13 protein-coding genes are annotated in these 15,528 nt (G+C 71.1%); 3 read left to right on the top strand and 10 right to left on the bottom strand.

The genetic code is table 11. The features are described 5' to 3' along the window. The coding region (locus D7V88_RS43905) for a hypothetical protein (RefSeq protein ID WP_208726524.1) at nt 1-234 on the top strand (234 nt) is incomplete at its 5' end. 170 nt (nt 235-404) lie between these two features. Here D7V88_RS43905 and D7V88_RS28635 read toward each other — a convergent pair. From D7V88_RS28635 to D7V88_RS43160, 3 genes are all read right to left on the bottom strand, one after another. Beyond that, entirely contained in the window at nt 405-1,796 is a 1,392-nt protein-coding gene (locus D7V88_RS28635) for a sigma-54-dependent transcriptional regulator (RefSeq protein WP_120543800.1), read from the bottom strand. After that, complete coding sequence (locus tag D7V88_RS28630; protein WP_120543802.1) at nt 1,778-3,256, bottom strand: sensor histidine kinase; 1,479 nt, start codon at nt 3,254-3,256, stop codon at nt 1,778-1,780. Before D7V88_RS28630 ends, D7V88_RS28635 begins: the two co-directional genes overlap by 19 nt. Nucleotides 3,257-3,355: 99 nt before the next feature. Continuing rightward, nucleotides 3,356-3,565: a hypothetical protein gene (locus D7V88_RS43160; protein ID WP_158625168.1), complete on the bottom strand. Its 210-nt coding sequence runs from the start codon at nt 3,563-3,565 to the stop codon at nt 3,356-3,358. 251 nt (nt 3,566-3,816) lie between these two features. On the opposite strand from D7V88_RS43160, the gene D7V88_RS28620 reads away from it, so the two are divergent. Then, on the top strand, nt 3,817-4,221 hold the full coding sequence (locus D7V88_RS28620) for a response regulator (protein ID WP_244238448.1): 405 nt from the start codon (nt 3,817-3,819) through the stop codon (nt 4,219-4,221). On the opposite strand, the gene D7V88_RS28615 is transcribed toward D7V88_RS28620, so the two are convergent. The 3 genes from D7V88_RS28615 to D7V88_RS28605 all read right to left on the bottom strand — a co-directional run bounded on the left by D7V88_RS28615 (nt 4,222) and on the right by D7V88_RS28605 (nt 8,181). Then, complete coding sequence (locus D7V88_RS28615) at nt 4,222-5,553, bottom strand: dicarboxylate/amino acid:cation symporter (RefSeq protein ID WP_120543799.1); 1,332 nt, start codon at nt 5,551-5,553, stop codon at nt 4,222-4,224. It abuts the gene before it with no gap. Nucleotides 5,554-5,561: 8 nt separating this feature from the next. Continuing rightward, complete coding sequence (locus D7V88_RS28610) at nt 5,562-7,343, bottom strand: monovalent cation:proton antiporter-2 (CPA2) family protein (protein ID WP_120543798.1); 1,782 nt, start codon at nt 7,341-7,343, stop codon at nt 5,562-5,564. A gap of 70 nt (nt 7,344-7,413) precedes the next feature. Beyond that, complete coding sequence (locus D7V88_RS28605; protein WP_120543797.1) at nt 7,414-8,181, bottom strand: SDR family oxidoreductase; 768 nt, start codon at nt 8,179-8,181, stop codon at nt 7,414-7,416. A 122-nt stretch (nt 8,182-8,303) separates the two neighbouring features. On the opposite strand from D7V88_RS28605, the gene D7V88_RS28600 reads away from it, so the two are divergent. Next, a complete protein-coding gene (locus tag D7V88_RS28600) occupies nt 8,304-9,230 on the top strand; it encodes a LysR family transcriptional regulator (RefSeq protein WP_120543796.1) in 927 nt (308 codons plus the stop codon). 60 nt (nt 9,231-9,290) lie between these two features. On the opposite strand, the gene D7V88_RS28595 is transcribed toward D7V88_RS28600, so the two are convergent. From D7V88_RS28595 to D7V88_RS28580, 4 genes are all read right to left on the bottom strand, one after another. Continuing rightward, entirely contained in the window at nt 9,291-11,021 is a 1,731-nt protein-coding gene (locus D7V88_RS28595; RefSeq protein WP_120543795.1) for an ATP-binding protein, read from the bottom strand. Between the two features lie 115 nt (nt 11,022-11,136). Further along, on the bottom strand, nt 11,137-12,201 hold the full coding sequence (gene cheB / locus D7V88_RS28590) for a chemotaxis-specific protein-glutamate methyltransferase CheB (RefSeq protein WP_120543794.1): 1,065 nt from the start codon (nt 12,199-12,201) through the stop codon (nt 11,137-11,139). Then, nucleotides 12,198-14,387 (bottom strand): hybrid sensor histidine kinase/response regulator, encoded by a 2,190-nt coding sequence (locus tag D7V88_RS28585; protein ID WP_120543793.1) that lies wholly within the window; start codon nt 14,385-14,387, stop codon nt 12,198-12,200. Before D7V88_RS28585 ends, cheB begins: the two co-directional genes overlap by 4 nt. Before the next feature lie 3 nt (nt 14,388-14,390). Next, nucleotides 14,391-15,528 (bottom strand): methyl-accepting chemotaxis protein (locus tag D7V88_RS28580; RefSeq protein ID WP_147448902.1); only part of this gene is annotated, 1,138 nt, incomplete at its 5' end.

The raw sequence follows: 15,528 nt of genomic DNA, 5'->3' as shown, positions 1-15,528 counted from the left end.
CGGGTGTCCCTTCTAGGGATGGAACACGAAAGGGTGGCGGAGGGTGTCCCGACAGTCCCCTTCGGGGAATCCGGCGGGGTGGAGCTCCATGAAGCAGGAGCATCCTTCGGGAGGAAACGGGTCAGGGAGATTCCCGTCGCCCTCATTCCGCGCGAGGTCGTCCGCGAGACATCCGGCGTGGGGCTGGAAGGAAGAGAGGCGCATCCGTCCAGAACCATACTCCGCCGGCGGTAAAGCGGGTGGCCCTGGACCGAGGGGAAACCCTGCTTCCGCACCGCCCGCCCCTCCCTGTGCCGCCAGCCGTGCGCTGATGGTGGAGGGTTGTGACGGGAGCGGATGAATTCTCCGACACCCGCGACAGGTGGGCGATCGAGCGAGCCGAGCAGGGGTCGAGAGAACCCGGGTCAGGGCTTCTTCGCGTCGCGCGCCGCGTCCTTGCCGTCCCCGTCGCCGCGCTCCAGCTTGCGGTAGAGCGTCTTCCTGTCCACGCCCAGGATGCGCGCCGCGAGCGTCCGGCTGCCGCCCACCGCCTCCAGCACGCGGTGGATGTACCGACGCTCCAGCTCCTCCAGCGTCACCAGCTCGGAGGCGTCCGTGTTCTCCGGCACCACGCGCGGCGTGCTGTAGTTGCGCACGCGCTCCGGCAGATCATCCACCGTGAGCTGTTCGAAGGACGTGAGCGCCACCGCGCGCTCGATGCAATTCTGCAATTCGCGCACGTTGCCCGGCCACCCGTACGCCAGCAGCCGCTGCGCCGCGGCCGGTGACAATCCGTCCACCCGCTTGCCCGTGCGCGAGGCGAATTGCTCCACGAAGCGCTGCGACAACAGCAGCACGTCGTTGCCGCGAGCCCGCAACGGCGGCAGTTCGATGCCGATGACGTTGAGCCGGTAGTACAGGTCCTCGCGGAAGCGGTCCTCCTCCACCGCCAGCTCCAGGTCGCGGTTCGTCGCCGCCACGATGCGCGCGTCGAACGGCATCTCCGTGTCCCCGCCCACCGGACGCACCACGCGCTCCTGCAACGCGCGCAAGAGCTTCGGCTGGAGCGTGAGGGGCAGCTCCCCCACCTCGTCCAGGAACAACGTGCCGCCGTTCGCCTTCACGAACAGGCCCGTGCGCGCCGCCTTCGCGTCGGTGAAGGCGCCCTTCGCATGGCCAAACAACTCACTCTCCAGCAACTGCTCCGGCATCGCCGCGCAGTTGATGGCCACGAACGGCCCTTCCTTGCGCCGGCCCCGGGCGTGCAACGCTCGCGCAGCCACTTCCTTGCCGGTGCCACTCTCGCCCGTGATCAGCACCGTGGCGTCCACGTCCGCCACGCGGTCGATGAGCGCGTACGCCTGCTTGAGCGCGGGGCTCTCCCCCACCAGCGCGCCGTCATCCTCGCGCTCGCCCAGGGCCTGCCGCAGCCTGCGCACCTCCGCGCGCAGGGCGCGGTGTTGCACGGCGCGCTCCAGCACCAGCACCAGCGCGTCCAGGTCGATGGGCTTGGTGATGAAGTCGTAGGCGCCCGCGCGGATGGCGGCCACCGCCGTCTCCAAGCTGCCGAACGCCGTCACCACCACCACCGGGATGTCCGGCCGGTTGAGCACGATGCGCTCGCACAGCGCCAGGCCGTCCATGCCGGGCATGCGCAGGTCGGTGAGCACCGTGTCGAAGTCCTCGGCGGAGATGCGCTGGAGGGCTTCGTCCGCGGCGGCCACGGCCACGGGCTGGAAGCCCCGGCGCTGGAGGCCCTTCTCCACCAGCACGCGCATCTCTCGTTCGTCTTCGACAATCAGGATGCGGCCTGGCATGCGTTGCCTCCCGGCGGCAGGTAGATGGAGAAACAACTCCCACGGCCCGGCTCGCTTTTCACGTCAATCCAGCCGCCGTGGTCCCGCACCATCCCATAGGAGACGGACAGGCCCAGCCCCGTTCCCTCGCCCACGTCCTTGGTGGTGAAGAACGGTTCGAACACGTGGGGCAGCACGTCCGCCGGGATGCCGGCGCCTTCGTCCTCCACATCCAGCCGCACCCACTCCTGCTCCGGCCCCCCCACGTCCACGGGAGGCTTCACGCGCAAGATTTGCGAGCGCACACGCAGGGTGCCGGGCTGGTTCATCGCGTGCAGCCCGTTCATCACCAGGTTGGTGAGCACCTGCTGGAACTGCCCGGCGTCCACCTCCACCGTGAAGCCCGAGGGCACCTCCTGCGACAGCGTGGCGCCGCGCTTGGTGGCCATGGGCTTGAGCAGCGACAGCGTGCGCTCGGCCAACAGGGACAGGTCCTCCGGCGCGCGCGACGGGGCCCGCCGCCGGGCGAAATCCAGCAACTGGCGGATGATGCCGGTCATGTGCTGCGCCTGCTGGAAGATGATCCGCGCGCACTCGCCCACCTCCTCGCCCTCCGCTTCACCGGAGGACACCATCTTCGCGCGGCCCATGACGACGTTGAGCGGCGTGCCCAGCTCATGCGCCACGCCGGAGGCCAGCTTTCCCACCGTGGTGAGCCGGTCCGCGTGGCGCAGGTGCTCCACCGTCGCCAGCCGCGCCGCCGTCTCCTCCGCGAGCCGGGCCCGCGTCTCCTCCAACTGCTCACCCATCCGGTTCATCGCCACCGCCAGTGTCGTCAGTTCGTCGCCGCTCGCACGCCGCAGCGGCACGCGCGCGGTGAGGTCGCCTTCGCCAATGCGTCCGGCCAGATGCACGAGCTGCTCCACGGGCTGGCCCACCAGCTTGCGGCCCATGGCCATCGCGGCCAGGAGGAAGAACACGCTCAGCGTCGCGGTGGCGATGGAGGTGCCCAGCACGGTGGTGCGCACGTGCTGCTGCTGCTCGGAGAGGGACTCGGTGATTTCGATGGCGCCCGCGCGCCGGCCCAGGAACACCGGCGTGTACGAGCGCAGCACGCCGGGCGTGGTCGTGGTGTCCGTCAGCCAGCCGTCATGGCCCGCGCGCAGGCTGCGCAGCAGTTGGGGCGGCAGCGTGGGCGCGAAGCCGGAGCCGGGCCCGCCATCCAGCCACACCCACCGCAGGCGCACCTGCTCCTGGAAACGGTTGGCCTGGTTGAGGAGCGTGAGGGCTTCCGATTCGCCCGCCAACTGCCACGCCTTGCCAATGGAGCCGGCGAGCGTGTGACCGAGCAGCCGGTGGTCGTGCTGCATGTCGATTTCGGACCGGGACAGCTCCCGGTTGACCTGGAACACCTGGAGCCCGGCCATCACCGCGACGGCGAGCAACACGAGGGCCAGGGTGAATTTGCGCGCGAGCTTCACGATGAAAGGCAACCCCCGGTTCGTGCGTGAGGGGGAAGGAACACACGGACCGGGGAGGTACGCTATGGGTACCGCGGGTGCTGCGTCACGACACTCCGACTAGTTCGCGCCGGTGGTGCTCTCGGTACCAGAAGCGGCGGGGCTGGCGGCGGGCTTCTGGCTGGCCGGCTGCTTCGCCTTCTTGGCCTTCACGGCGGACTTCGCCTGCGTGGCGGTGGTGCCCTTGGCGGCCTTGGGCGCCGCGGCGAAAGCGCCCATGGAGGCGAGAGACAGGGACAGACCCAGGACGATGGCGGAAGTGCGCTTCATGGAAGTGCTCCGTTTCAGGCCCGCGAGAAGTGGGTGCGGGGCTGACCGGAGCCAAGAGCATCGGCCGTGCCAGGACTCCTTTCCCGGGGAAGCCCGGGCCACCGGGGCGTGATGCCCCCAGGGCCCTGGGGCACATTGCCCCGACGGGGGCAGGATGCCCCGGAGCGTGGGGGACAGGACGTCCAGCCGCCCCGGAAGGCGGGATGGCATGGGCCGTGCTCCTCCGCCTCTGGATGATGAATGATCCACCCATGAGCGAAGAGACGCCGCGCGCCGCGCGCATCCTGGTGGCCGAGGACGACGACGCGATGCGCGCGCTGCTCGTGCGCACGCTGATGCGCGCGGGCTACGTGGTGGTGGAGGTGGAGGACGGCTTCGAGCTGGGCGACTACCTGGCGATGATGCGAGGCCAGGGCGGCACGCTGGCGCCGCCCGACCTCATCGTCAGCGACGTGCGCATGCCAGGGCGAACCGGCCTGGAGGCGCTGAAGCGGCTGCGCGAGCAGGGCGTGTCCTGCCCCGTGCTGCTGCTCAGCGCCTTCGCGGACGCGGAGACCCACGAGGAGGCCCGCCGGTTGGGCGCCAGGCAGCTTCTGGACAAGCCCGTGGACCTGGACGTGCTGAAGGCCGCGGTGCGCGAGGCCGTTCAGCACTGATTACAACGGCGTGCCCGGCTCCACCTGGGGCGCGACGGGCAGCGGCTGTCCACTCAGCTCGGCGCGCAGCCGGTCGCGGTCCAGCTCGTTCTCCCAGCGGGAGACGACGATGGTGGCGACGCCGTTGCCAATGAAGTTGGTGAGCGCGCGCGCCTCGCTCATGAACCGGTCGATGCCCAGGATGAGCGCCAGGCCCGCCACCGGCACCGCCGGCACCACCGCGAGCGTGGCGGCCAGGGTGATGAAGCCCGCGCCCGTGACGCCGGACGCGCCCTTGGACGTGAGCATCGCCACGCCCAGCAGCGTGGCCGTCTGGGTGAAGGTGAGCTCCACGTTGAGCGCCTGGGCCACGAACAGCGCCGCCATGGTCAGGTAGATGTTGGTGCCGTCCAGGTTGAACGAATAGCCGCTGGGCACCACCAGCCCCACCACCGAACGGGAGCAGCCCAGCCGCTCCAGCTTCTGCATCAGCGGCACCAGCGCGGACTCGGACGACGACGTGCCCAGCACCAGGAGCAGCTCCGCGCGGATGTAGCGCAGGAAGCGCAGGATGGAGAACCCGGTCAGCCGCGCGATGGGCCCCAGCACCGCCAGCACGAAGACGACGCACGCCAGATAGAAGCAGCCCATCAGCCGCATGAGCGGGCCCAGGCTGTCCACGCCATAGGCCCCCAGCGTGAAGGCCATGGAGGCGCCCGCGCCAATGGGGGCCAGCTTCATCACCATGCCAATCATGTGGAAGAAGGCCTTCGACAGCGCCTCGAACAGCACGACCACCGGCTTCGCCGCGGGGCCAATCGCCGTCAGCGAGAACCCGAACAGCAGCGCCAGCAGCAGCACCTGGAGCAGGTCCCCGTTGCCGGTGAACGCGTCCACGAAGGTGCGCGGGATGAGGTGCAGCAGGAAGCCGATGGTGGACTGGTCATGCGCCTGCTGGGCGTAGCGCGCCACCGCGCCGGCATCCAGCGTGCTCGGATCCGCGTTGAAGCCCGCACCCGGCTTGAGCACCGTCACCACCACCGCGCCAATGACGAGCGCGAACGTGGAGACGACCTCGAAGTAGAGCAGCGCCTTGCCGCCCACGCGCCCCACCTTCTTCATGTCCGACACGTTGGCGACGCCCAGCACCACGGTCAGGAAGATGACCGGGGCGATGAGCATCTTCACCAGCGAGATGAACCCGTCTCCCAGTGGCTTGAGCTTCACCGCCGTGGCCGGCGCGAAGTGGCCCAGCAGGCCGCCGGCGAAGATGGCCGCCAGCACCCACAGGTAGAGGCGGGAGGAGGACTTCGGGTGCCCGGCGTCGGGGGTGGCGGAGGTCTCGGAAGCCATGGGGGTCCTCAGGCCGACTTCTGCTCGGCTTCGTCCTTCTCGAAGAGCTGCTCCAGCTCCACGCGGGCGCGGGTGACGACTTCCATCATCTTCTTCTCGTCGCGGAAGACCTTGGACGTCTCCAGCATCAGCGACTCGTCGTGCTCGCGGAAGCGCTCCACGCTGCGGCGGGCCTCCGCGAAGGTGAGGCCCATCTCCTGGAGCACGTCGTTGGCCATCACGAGGCTCGCGTCGAAGGTCTCACGCACCAGGTGGGTGACGCCCAGGTCGAGCAGGCGGTAGGCATGCTCGCGGTTGCGTGCCCGGGCGAAGATGGTGAGGTGCGGGAAGTGCTCCTTCACCATCTGCGCGGTGCGCAGGGACGCGGCCATGTCGTCGATGGCCAGCACGAACACCCGGGCCTTGTCCGCGCGGGCCGCGCGCAACAGGTCCATCCGGGACGCGTCGCCGTAGAACACCTGGTTGCCGAAGCGCTGGATGAAGTCGATGTGCTCCGCGCTCGCGTCGATGGCGGTGAACCCGATGCGGCGCGCGCGCAGCAGACGGGCCACCACCTGTCCCACGCGGCCCATGCCCGCGATGATGACCGGGTGGTCCTGGTCCGGGGACACGTCGTACTCGCGCTGCGGGCCCTTCTTCTCGAAGCGCGGCGCCACCCAGCGCTCGTGCACGATGGACAGGAAGGGCGTCACGGCCATGGACAGGCCCACCACCAGCACCAGCAGGTCCGCCTGCGTGCGGTCCATCACGTGGAAGGACACCGCCAGCGAGAACAGGACGAAGGCGAACTCACCACCCTGCGAAATCACCACCGCGAGGCTCAGCGCGGAGCCCGGCTTCTTCAACCCCACGCGCCCCAGGCAGTACAGCACCAGGGCCTTGAGGAAGGTGAGGCCCAGCACCAGCGCCAGCACGCGCAGGGGCTCGCGCGCGAGCAGCTCCAGGTTCACCGACATGCCCACGGCGATGAAGAACAGGCCCAGCAGCAGGCCCTTGAAGGGCTCGATGTCCGCTTCCAGTTCGTGGCGGTACTCGGACTCCGACAGCAGCACGCCTGCGAGGAATGCGCCCAGCGCCATGGACAGGCCCACCGCGCTGACGAGCGCCGCGGTGCCCACGACCACCAGCAGCGCCGTCGCGGTGAACAGCTCCTGGCTGTGCACGGAGGCCACCGCTCGGAACACCGGGCGCAAGAGGTAGCGGCCCGCCAGCACCACCAGGATGACCACGCCCACGGCCTTCAGGGTCATGAGCCAGCCGGGCTCCGTGGACGGCATGTCGGACCGGCCCAGCAGGGGCAGCGCGGCCAGCAGCGGAATCACCGCCAGGTCCTGGAACAGGAGGATGCCGAAGGCGAGCTGGCCGTGCTCGGCGGTGAGCTGGTTCTTCTCCGCCAGCAATTGCAGCGCGAACGCGGTGGAGGACAGCGACAGGCCGAAGCCCGCGATGATGGCCGCGCCCCAGGACAGGCCCAGCCCCCGGCCCACGCTCGCGAGCAGCAGGCCCGTCAGCACCACCTGCGCGCCGCCCATGCCGAACACCGACCGGCGCAGGTTCCACAGGCGCGAGGGCTGCAACTCCAGCCCGATGATGAACAGCAGCAGCACCACGCCCAGCTCCGCGATGTGGAGGATGTTCTCCACGTCGGAGATGAGGCCCGCGCCGTGCGGCCCGATGGCCGCGCCCGCCGCCAGGTAACCCAGCACGGAGCCCAGCCCCAGCTTCTTGAAGAGGGGCACGGCGACCACGGTGGCGGCCAGGAACACCAGCGCCTGATGCATGAAGGACATAAGGCGCACTGCATGGCACGGCTTGACCGGCGGCGGCAACAGGGGGGCGGCCGACCCGGGCCGGGTCTGCTCAGGCCTGCTGGGTCGGCATGAGGGTGAGCTGCTGGAAGTTGATGTGCCGGGGCAGGGCGGTGGCGAAGGCGATGATGCCCGCGACCTCCTCCGGGGACAGCCAGGTGAGGGTCTCCCGGGCGGACTTGAGCCACGCGCTGGCGCCCGGGTCGTCGTTGCCATCATGCAGCGGCGTCGTCACGAGGCCCGGCTCCAGGGCCATCACCCGCACGAACCGGGGGCCCAGCTCCGCGCGCAGGTGGCGGGACAGGTGGGTGATGGCGGCCTTGGTGGCGCTGTAGACGTTGAAGTTCGGGAACACCGACTGCGCGGCGACGGAGGAGATGTTGATGAGGTCCGCCGCCCCGCCGGCATTCGCGGCGGCCAGCAGCGGATCCACGAAGGTCTCCACGATGCGCACCGTGCCCTTCACGTTCAGGTCGATCATCTCCTCCCAGTCCCGCGTGCGGTGCTCGTCCATGCGCGAGGGCCGCATGACGCCAGCGCCGTTGAGCACCAGGTCCACGACGCCCAACTCGCCCGCGATGACCTTCGCGGCCTCGGCCACGGACTTCGCGTCCTGCACGTCCACGCCCAGGGCGAGCGCCCGGCCGCCCCCTTGCGTGATGTCGTGGACCAGCGCGTCCAGGCGCTCCTTGCGGCGGGCGAGCAGCGCGACCTTCGCGCCGTCCCGGGACAGGCGGAGCGCGGTGGCGGCGCCAATGCCACTGGAGGCGCCGGTGATGACGGCGATGCGGCCCGACAGCGGAAGGGTGGGGGATGCCATGACAGGACTCCTGCTCGCGGGAAGAAGGGAGTGCGTCGTCGCGAGACACGAGAAGGGATACGGGCCGGCGTCCATGGAATGAAGGTGTGGAATCCGAATGGACTCCTGAAGAAAACTTGGGAATGGCCGTCACGCCCCTCAATGCCCTGCACCAGTTCCTCACCGTCGCCCGGCACCGCGGGTTCGCGCCCGCCGCCGCGGAGCTGGGGGTGTCCGCGTCCGCGCTGAGCCAGACGGTGCGCCAGTTGGAGGAGCGGCTGGGTGTGCCGCTGTTGTCGCGCACGACGCGCAGCGTGGCGGTGACGGCGGCGGGCCGGAAGTTGATGGAGCAGGCGGGACCGGGTGTCGCGCAGGCGCTGGGGGCCCTCAAGGACGCGTCGGCACAGCCGGGAGAGGTGACGGGCACGCTGCGGCTGACGCTGCCGTCCGGCGCGCTGCCGTTCCTGCTCGCGCCGTTGGTGCCTTCCTTCTGCCAGCGCTACCCGAAGGTGGAGCTGGACCTGGTGGTGGACAACCGCAAGGCGGACATCGTCGCGGAGGGCTTCGACGCGGGCGTCCGGATGGAGGAGTACCTGGAGCGGGACATGGTGGCGGTGCGGATGTCCGCGCCGTTCCGCTTCGTCGTGGTGGGCTCGCCCGCGTACCTGAAGCGCCACGGCACGCCGAAGAAGCCGAAGGACCTGCTGCTGCACAACTGCTTCGCCTACCGCTCGTCGAACACCGGCGCGCTCCTGCCGTGGGATTTGGAGAAGGGCTCGCGCACGTGGCGCCTGCCGGTGCGAGGCGCCGTCACCACCAACGACGAGCGCGTCTGGGTGGGCCTCGCGGAAGCCGGCCTGGGGCTCTGCTACGTGCCGGAGTCACAGGTCGCGGCGCAACTGAAGGAGGGCACGTTGCGGCTCGTGCTGGAGGAGTACGCCGCGTCGGTGCCGGGCCTCTTCCTCTACTTCCCCAGCCGCGCGCAGGTGTCGCCCGCGTTCCGGGCGTTCCTGGAGCACACGCGCGAGGTGCTCAATCCGCCCGCGCGCACGCGGGCGAAGGAGCGCTGAAGGCGTCAGTGCTCGTTGGGGCGCGCGGAGGCGGACGAAGAAGCGCTGACGCAACGGGCGTCAGTGCTCGTAGGTATCGCGCGGGCGCGCGAGGGGCATTCCCGCCGGGGGCGTGATGGAGACAGGCACGCCCAGGTGCGCCACGGGCAGCGTGAAGGTGAAGATGCTGCCGGTGCCCAGGGTGCTCTCGGCGCGGATGCTGCCGCCGTGCGCCTCGACGAGGCCCTTGGCGATGGCCAACCCCAGCCCCGTGCCGCGGCTGGCCGCGTCGCGCGCCTGCCAGTAGCGGTCGAAGATGTGCGGCAGCGCGTCCGGGGCGATGCCGTTGCCCGTGTCGCGCACGTCGAAGGACACCTCCGCGCCACGCGTCGCCGCGCGCACCGCGAGCGTGCCGCCCGGCGGGGTGAACTTCACCGCGTTGCCCAACAGGTTGCCCATCACCTGGAGCACGCGGCTGCGGTCGCACTTCACGCGCAGCGCCTCCGGCGGCAGGTCCGCTTCCAGGTGCAGGCCCTTGGCCTCCGCCAGCGGCCGGATGGCCTCCAGCGCCTCGGTGGCCAGCGACATGGCGGGGTGTTCGCCCAGCTCCAGCGGCAGGTGCCCCGCTTCCAGGCGGCCCCAGTCCAGCAGGTCGGAGATGAGCCGCGACATGCGCTCGGCCGCGTCGTTGATGCGGTTGGCCTGCTTCGCCACCGCCTCGCCGCCCGGCTTGCCCGCCGTGCCGCGCAAGAGCAGCGCCGCGCCCAACTGCACCACGCCCAGCGGGTTCTTCAGGTCGTGCGACACCACCGCGAGCAGGTCCTCGCGAGCGCGGGCCGCCCGGCGCGACTCACCCACCAGCCGGGCGTTGTCGATGGCGAGGCTCGCGCGCAGGCACAGGTCCTCCGCCAGCGCCAGGTCGTCCGGGCCGTAGCGCCGTCCGGAGCCGGAGCTCACGAACGTCACCGCGCCCAGCGTGTGGCCGCGCGCGCGCAGCGGGATGATCATGTACGAGCGCGCCTGGAGCGCTTCCAGCAGCGCCGGGTGCGCGGGCTCCGCCGCCGCCGCGCGCAACAGCGAATCCGTCACCGCGGGCACCAGCTCCGGCTCCCCGGTGCGCAGCACGCGCAACAGGCCCACCGGCGCGTCGTCGCGCAATTCCGTGCGCGTGGGCAGGTACTTCGCGCGCTCCTGCTGCGTCGGGTCCAGGCACGCCACCGCCGCGCGGCCCACCCACGGGCCCTGCTCCAGCGCATCCACCAGGCACCAGTCCGCGAGGTCCGGCACGGCCAGGTGCGCGAGCAGCGTGTACATGCCCTGCGGATCCGGCGGGTGGGTGAACAGCGTCGTCATCGCCTGGTAGAGGAACGAGCGGCGACGCTCGGCCGTCTCCACCTCCGCGCGCGCCGCCTGCTCCAATTCCAGGGCGCGCGAATAGACCGCCTCCGCTTCCGTGAGCGCGCGCGCCGTCACCAGCACGGTGGGCAGCACGTCCGCGGCCGACGCCAGCGGCGTGAGCACCAGCGCGTGCGGACGCACACCCTGCGCTCCAGGCCAGGGCGCCTCCACCGTGGCGGACTCGCGCAGGGTCACCACGCGGACGCGCGCGGACTCCAGCGCGTTCAGCGCCTCCTGCGGCAGGCCCAGCTCGCTCCAGTGTCGTCCCGCAAGCTGCGCCGCCTGCCGCCCGAGCGCCCGGGCTCCGGACGCGCTGCACGACACCAGCCGGCCCGTGCCATCCAACAGGTAGGCAGGATCCGGGATGGCGGCGAAGACCGCCTCGTAGGCCAGAACAGTCTTGGGAGCGCTCATCGAGAAGGGGGTACGCCGGGGAGGGGCCCTGATTGGAACCCGATATTGACACTCAGCACCAGGGCCGCCATTCCGCCCCCCGCAGAACCCTTATGATTTTCGCTAAGGCGACACTTCAGGGGATGGCTTTTCCGCTTTGCTGGAACAGGGCCTGGACGCGGCGTGCGATCTGCCCCAGCGGCAGGACCTCATGCGCCAGGTTGGCCCCCACCACGACGGCCGGCATGCCGTAGACGACGGACGTCGCTTCGTCCTGGGCAATCACCCGCCCGCCTGCCTGGTGGACGTCCCGGATGCCATCCAATCCGTCCTGCCCCATGCCGGTGAGCACCACGGACAGGGACGCCTGCCCGTACGCGCGCGCCACGGAGCGGAACAGCCAGTTGGCGGAGGGGCGGAAGCCCTGGATGGGGGCGGCGCCAGACACCTGGGCCCGGTGGTCCGTCGTCACACCCAGGTGCTTGTCGTCCGGGGCCAGGTAGACGGTGCCCGCCAGGAGCGGCTCGCCGTCCTCGGCCACCTTCACCCGCAGCTTCGTGGCCGTGCCCAGCCACGTGGCCAGGCCCGAACCGAACCCCAGCGCGATGTGCTGCACCACCAGGATGGGCGGGGGCACGTCCTTGCCATCCAGGTCGGACAGGATGCGGTACAGCGCGGCGGGCCCTCCGGTGGAGGCCGCCAGGGCCAGCACGGCCGGACGGGAGCCCGCGGAGGCGAGCGTCTCCACCGCCATGGGCGGCGCGGCGGTGCGCTCCGGCCAGCGGCGCACCACCTTCACCTGGGCCATGGCCTTGAGCGTGTCGCGCAGGCGGCGGCTGTCCGCCTCGAAGTCCGGAGACTCCGGGCCCACCGGCTTCTGGAGCACCGCGAGCGCCCCGGCGCGCAGCGCGGCCATGGATGTCTGGATGTCGCGCTCCACCAGCGTGGACACCACCACCACGGGCGTGGGCACCTCCGTCATGATGCGGCGGGTGGCGTCCAGGCCGTCCATGCGCGGCATCTGGATGTCCATGGTCACCAGGCTCGGCTGGAGCCGCTGGCACAGCTCCACCGCCTCCAGCCCGTCCTTGGCCTCGCCCACCACGGTGAGCGCCGGATCGGTGCGCAGGATTTCCACCAGCAGCCGGCGGGCGGTGGGCGAATCCTCCGCCACCAGGATGCGCAACGGTTCGTTCTTCATAGCAGTCGCCTCAGCGTCTCCAGCAGGCTCGTCGGATCAAAAGCGCTCTTCACGATGTACGCACTCGCACCGGCTTGCAGCCCGCGCGCCTTGTCCTCGGGCTTCTCCCTCGAGGTCACGAGCACCACCGGCACCCGGTTGAAGCGGGGTGAATTGCGCACGGCCTCGGTGACGGAGAATCCATCCATGCGCGGCATCTCCACGTCCAGCACCAGCGCGTCCGCGCCGCCCGCCTGGAGCCGCTCCCACGCCTCGGCCCCGTCCGCGCACGCGGTGACATCGTAGCCGGCGCCTTCCAGGATGCTCTGCTCCAGCATGCGCGTCGTGGGCGAGTCGTCCGCCAGCACCACGCGCCGGCGCACCACCTGCTCCTTGGGCGTGGGGAAGAAGTGCGCGGAGGGCCGCCCACCCGCCGCCCGCACCAGCGAGGCCGGGTTGAGCAAGAGCGCCATGCGTCCATCCGGCAGCACCGCCGCGGCGGCCACGTGCCGCGCCCGCTTCACGCGCGAGCCCAGGGAGCGCACCAGGACTTCCTGTTCGGCGATGACCTCGTCCACCACCAGCGCCGCCTGCGCGGTGCCCGCCGACAGCACCACCGCGGACGGACGCGTGCGCGGCGGACCCTGGGGCAGGCCCAGCACGTCCGCGAGCGACGCCAGCGGCACCAGCGCGTCCGGCGTCACCCAGGACATGCGGCCTTCCACCTCGCGCACGTCGGAGGGGGACAGGCGCACCAGCCGGTCCACGCCCTCGCTGGCCAGCGCCAGAATCTGTCCGCCCACGTCCACCAGCAGCACGCGCAGGGTGCTCAGCGTGAGGGGCACGTCCAGCGTGAAGCGGGTGCCCTGGCCCGCCTTGAAGGCCACCTCCACGCTGCCGCGCAGCGACTCCACCTGGGCGCGCACCACGTCCAGCCCCACGCCCCGGCCGGACACCGCCGTCACCTTCGCCGCGGTGGACAGCCCGGGCAGGAAGACGAGCCGGGCGGCCTCCACGTCGTCCTCGGGCGCTTCCAGGCCCCGGGCCCGCGCGCGCTCGCGCAGCGCCTCCAGGTCCAGGCCGCGCCCGTCGTCCTCCACCGCCACCTCCACCCGGCTGCCGCGAAGCCGCGCGGACAGCACCACGCGGCCCTCCTCGGGCTTGCCGTGGCGCACGCGCTCCTCGGGCGCCTCCAGGCCGTGCGCCACCGCGTTGCGCACCAGGTGCAGCAGCGGTTCGCGCAGGGACTGGAGCAGCGAACGGTCCAGGTCCAGGCCACCGCCGTGGATCTCCATCCGCACGCGCCGGCCCATGCCGTGCGCCACGTCGCGCGCGGCGCGCTCCAGGCCCGTGCAGCCCTCCTCGAAGGGGAGCATGCGGGAGCGGCGCACTTCGTCATCCAGGCCGGTGGAGGACTGGAACAGCGCGCGGCGGTCCTGCGCCAGCACGCGAGCCACCCGCGCCAGCTCCAGCTCCACCCGGCGCAGCGTCGTTTCGGAGGACGTGCCGCGCACCGCCTCCCGCAGGCTGCCCACGTCGTCGCGCAGGGACTCCAGCGATTCGGCGTGGCCTTCCAGTCGCAGCATCGCCACGCGCAGCTCGCCGCTGCGACCCAGCAGCGCGTCCAGCTTCTGCCCGGACACGCGCACCGGCAGCGCTTCGCCGCTGATCACCGCGGGGACGGGAAGCTCCGGCTCCGGCGGGGGCTGCGGTTCGGGGGCCTTTCCCGAAACCTGGGGCGCCTGCGGGAGCTTCGAGGTGGCCCGCGCGATTTCGGGTGGAGGCTCCGGGAGCGCGGGCGTCGCGGCAGGCACGCCCTGCGCCGCCTGCTCCAACTGTGGCAGCAGGGAATCCAGCGGCGAGCCGGCCAGGTCCTGTCGCGAAGCCAGCCGGCGACCCGCGTCGTCCAGCGCGTCCACGGTGGCGAAGCACAGCTCGAACAGGTCCGGCGACGTGGTGCGCCCGTGGATGAGCGGCTCCAGGACCTCTTCCAGCCGGTGGCAGGCGGTCTCCACCAGGCTGGCGCTGGCCGCGCGTGACGCGCCCTTCACGCTGTGCAGCGTGCGCAAGAGGCCGGGGATGAGCTCCCGCGCGCGCGCCGGGGCCTGCTCCAGCGCGAGCAGGTCCCGGTTGAGGGACACGACGTGCCCCTCCAACTCCTCCAGGAACGAATCCAGCAGTGCCTGCGCCAGCCGGTCGCGGTCCATGCGTTAGCGCCCGAACTCCCCGAGCAGCCCCTTCAGCTTCTGGCCCATGGAGTTGATGTCCTGCATCGCCCGCTCCGTCTGGCGCGACGAGATGAGGCCCTGCTGCGTGGCCTGGTTCACGTCATGCATCGCCTGACGGATCTGCCCGATGCCGGTGGCCTGCTGGTTGGCGGACGCGGCGATCTGCGCGGCGGTGAGCGACGCCTGCGTGAGCAGGTCCCCGAGCTGCTGGATGGTGGTGCCCGCCTCGGTGACGACGCGCGTGGCGGACGACACGCTCTTGGTGCCCTCCTCCGTGGTCATCACCGCGCCGTGCGTGGCCTTTTGAATCTGTCCCAGGATCTGACGCACCTGCGCGGTGGCCTTCTTGGATTGATCCGCCAGGGCCTTCACCTCGGAGGCGACGACGGCGAAGCCGCGGCCGTGCTCGCCCGCGCGGCTCGCCTCGATGGAGGCGTTGAGCGCCAGCATGTGCGTCTGTTCGGAGATGTCGTTGACGGTGGTGATGATGTCGCCAATGGCCTGCGCCTGTTCGGCCAGGGCGAGGATGCGCGAGGCGATGGATTCCACCTGTTCACGCACGGCGCCCATCGCGGACACGGCCTCTTCCACGGCGCGGCGGCCGGAGCGGCCGACCTCTTCCGAGTGACGGGCGGACTCGCTCACCGCGCGGGCGCGACCGGCGGCCTCTTCCGACGTCTTGGTGATCTCCTCGATGGTGCTCACCGTCTCCGTGACGGCGCTGCCCTGCTCCTGGGCCCCGGCCACCTGTTCGGTGGTGCTGGCGAGGATTTCGGAGGACGCGCCCGCCAACTGGTTGACGAACTCCGCCACCGTCTTGAGGGTGTGCTCGCGCTGCTCGGCCTGCTTGGCGAGCTGCACCTCGGCCAACTGGCGGCGCTCGGCCATGGCGTTGAACGCGCCCGCCAGGTCCGCCATCTCGTCGCGGCCCTTCACGTCGATGCGGTGCGACAGCTCGCCCCGGCCAAGCTGCTCCGCGCCGATGGTGAGCTTGCGCAGGGGACCGGTGATGCCCCGGGTGATGACGAAGCTGCCCAGGCCGACGATGGCCAGGCCCAGGATGGTGCCCAGGGCCAGCACCCAGACGCTGCGCTGGGCGGCCTCGGAGGCGGCGGTGGAG

The sequence above is a fragment of the Corallococcus terminator genome, assembly GCF_003611635.1.
Lineage (GTDB): Bacteria > Myxococcota > Myxococcia > Myxococcales > Myxococcaceae > Corallococcus > Corallococcus terminator.
This window is presented reverse-complemented; position numbering and strand designations above follow the sequence as displayed.

Excerpts from the sequence above, each read along its gene's own strand:
- D7V88_RS28635 (WP_120543800.1), bottom strand. The coding sequence starts at position 1,796 with ATGCCAGGCCGCATCCTGATTGTCGAAGACGAACGAGAGATGCGCGTG.
- D7V88_RS43160 (WP_158625168.1), bottom strand. The coding sequence starts at position 3,565 with ATGAAGCGCACTTCCGCCATCGTCCTGGGTCTGTCCCTGTCTCTCGCC.
- D7V88_RS28620 (WP_244238448.1), top strand. The coding sequence starts at position 3,817 with ATGAGCGAAGAGACGCCGCGCGCCGCGCGCATCCTGGTGGCCGAGGAC.
- D7V88_RS28615 (WP_120543799.1), bottom strand. The coding sequence starts at position 5,553 with ATGGCTTCCGAGACCTCCGCCACCCCCGACGCCGGGCACCCGAAGTCC.
- D7V88_RS28610 (WP_120543798.1), bottom strand. The coding sequence starts at position 7,343 with ATGTCCTTCATGCATCAGGCGCTGGTGTTCCTGGCCGCCACCGTGGTC.
- D7V88_RS28605 (WP_120543797.1), bottom strand. The coding sequence starts at position 8,181 with ATGGCATCCCCCACCCTTCCGCTGTCGGGCCGCATCGCCGTCATCACC.
- D7V88_RS28600 (WP_120543796.1), top strand. The coding sequence starts at position 8,304 with ATGGCCGTCACGCCCCTCAATGCCCTGCACCAGTTCCTCACCGTCGCC.
- D7V88_RS28595 (WP_120543795.1), bottom strand. The coding sequence starts at position 11,021 with ATGAGCGCTCCCAAGACTGTTCTGGCCTACGAGGCGGTCTTCGCCGCC.
- cheB (WP_120543794.1), bottom strand. The coding sequence starts at position 12,201 with ATGAAGAACGAACCGTTGCGCATCCTGGTGGCGGAGGATTCGCCCACC.
- D7V88_RS28585 (WP_120543793.1), bottom strand. The coding sequence starts at position 14,387 with ATGGACCGCGACCGGCTGGCGCAGGCACTGCTGGATTCGTTCCTGGAG.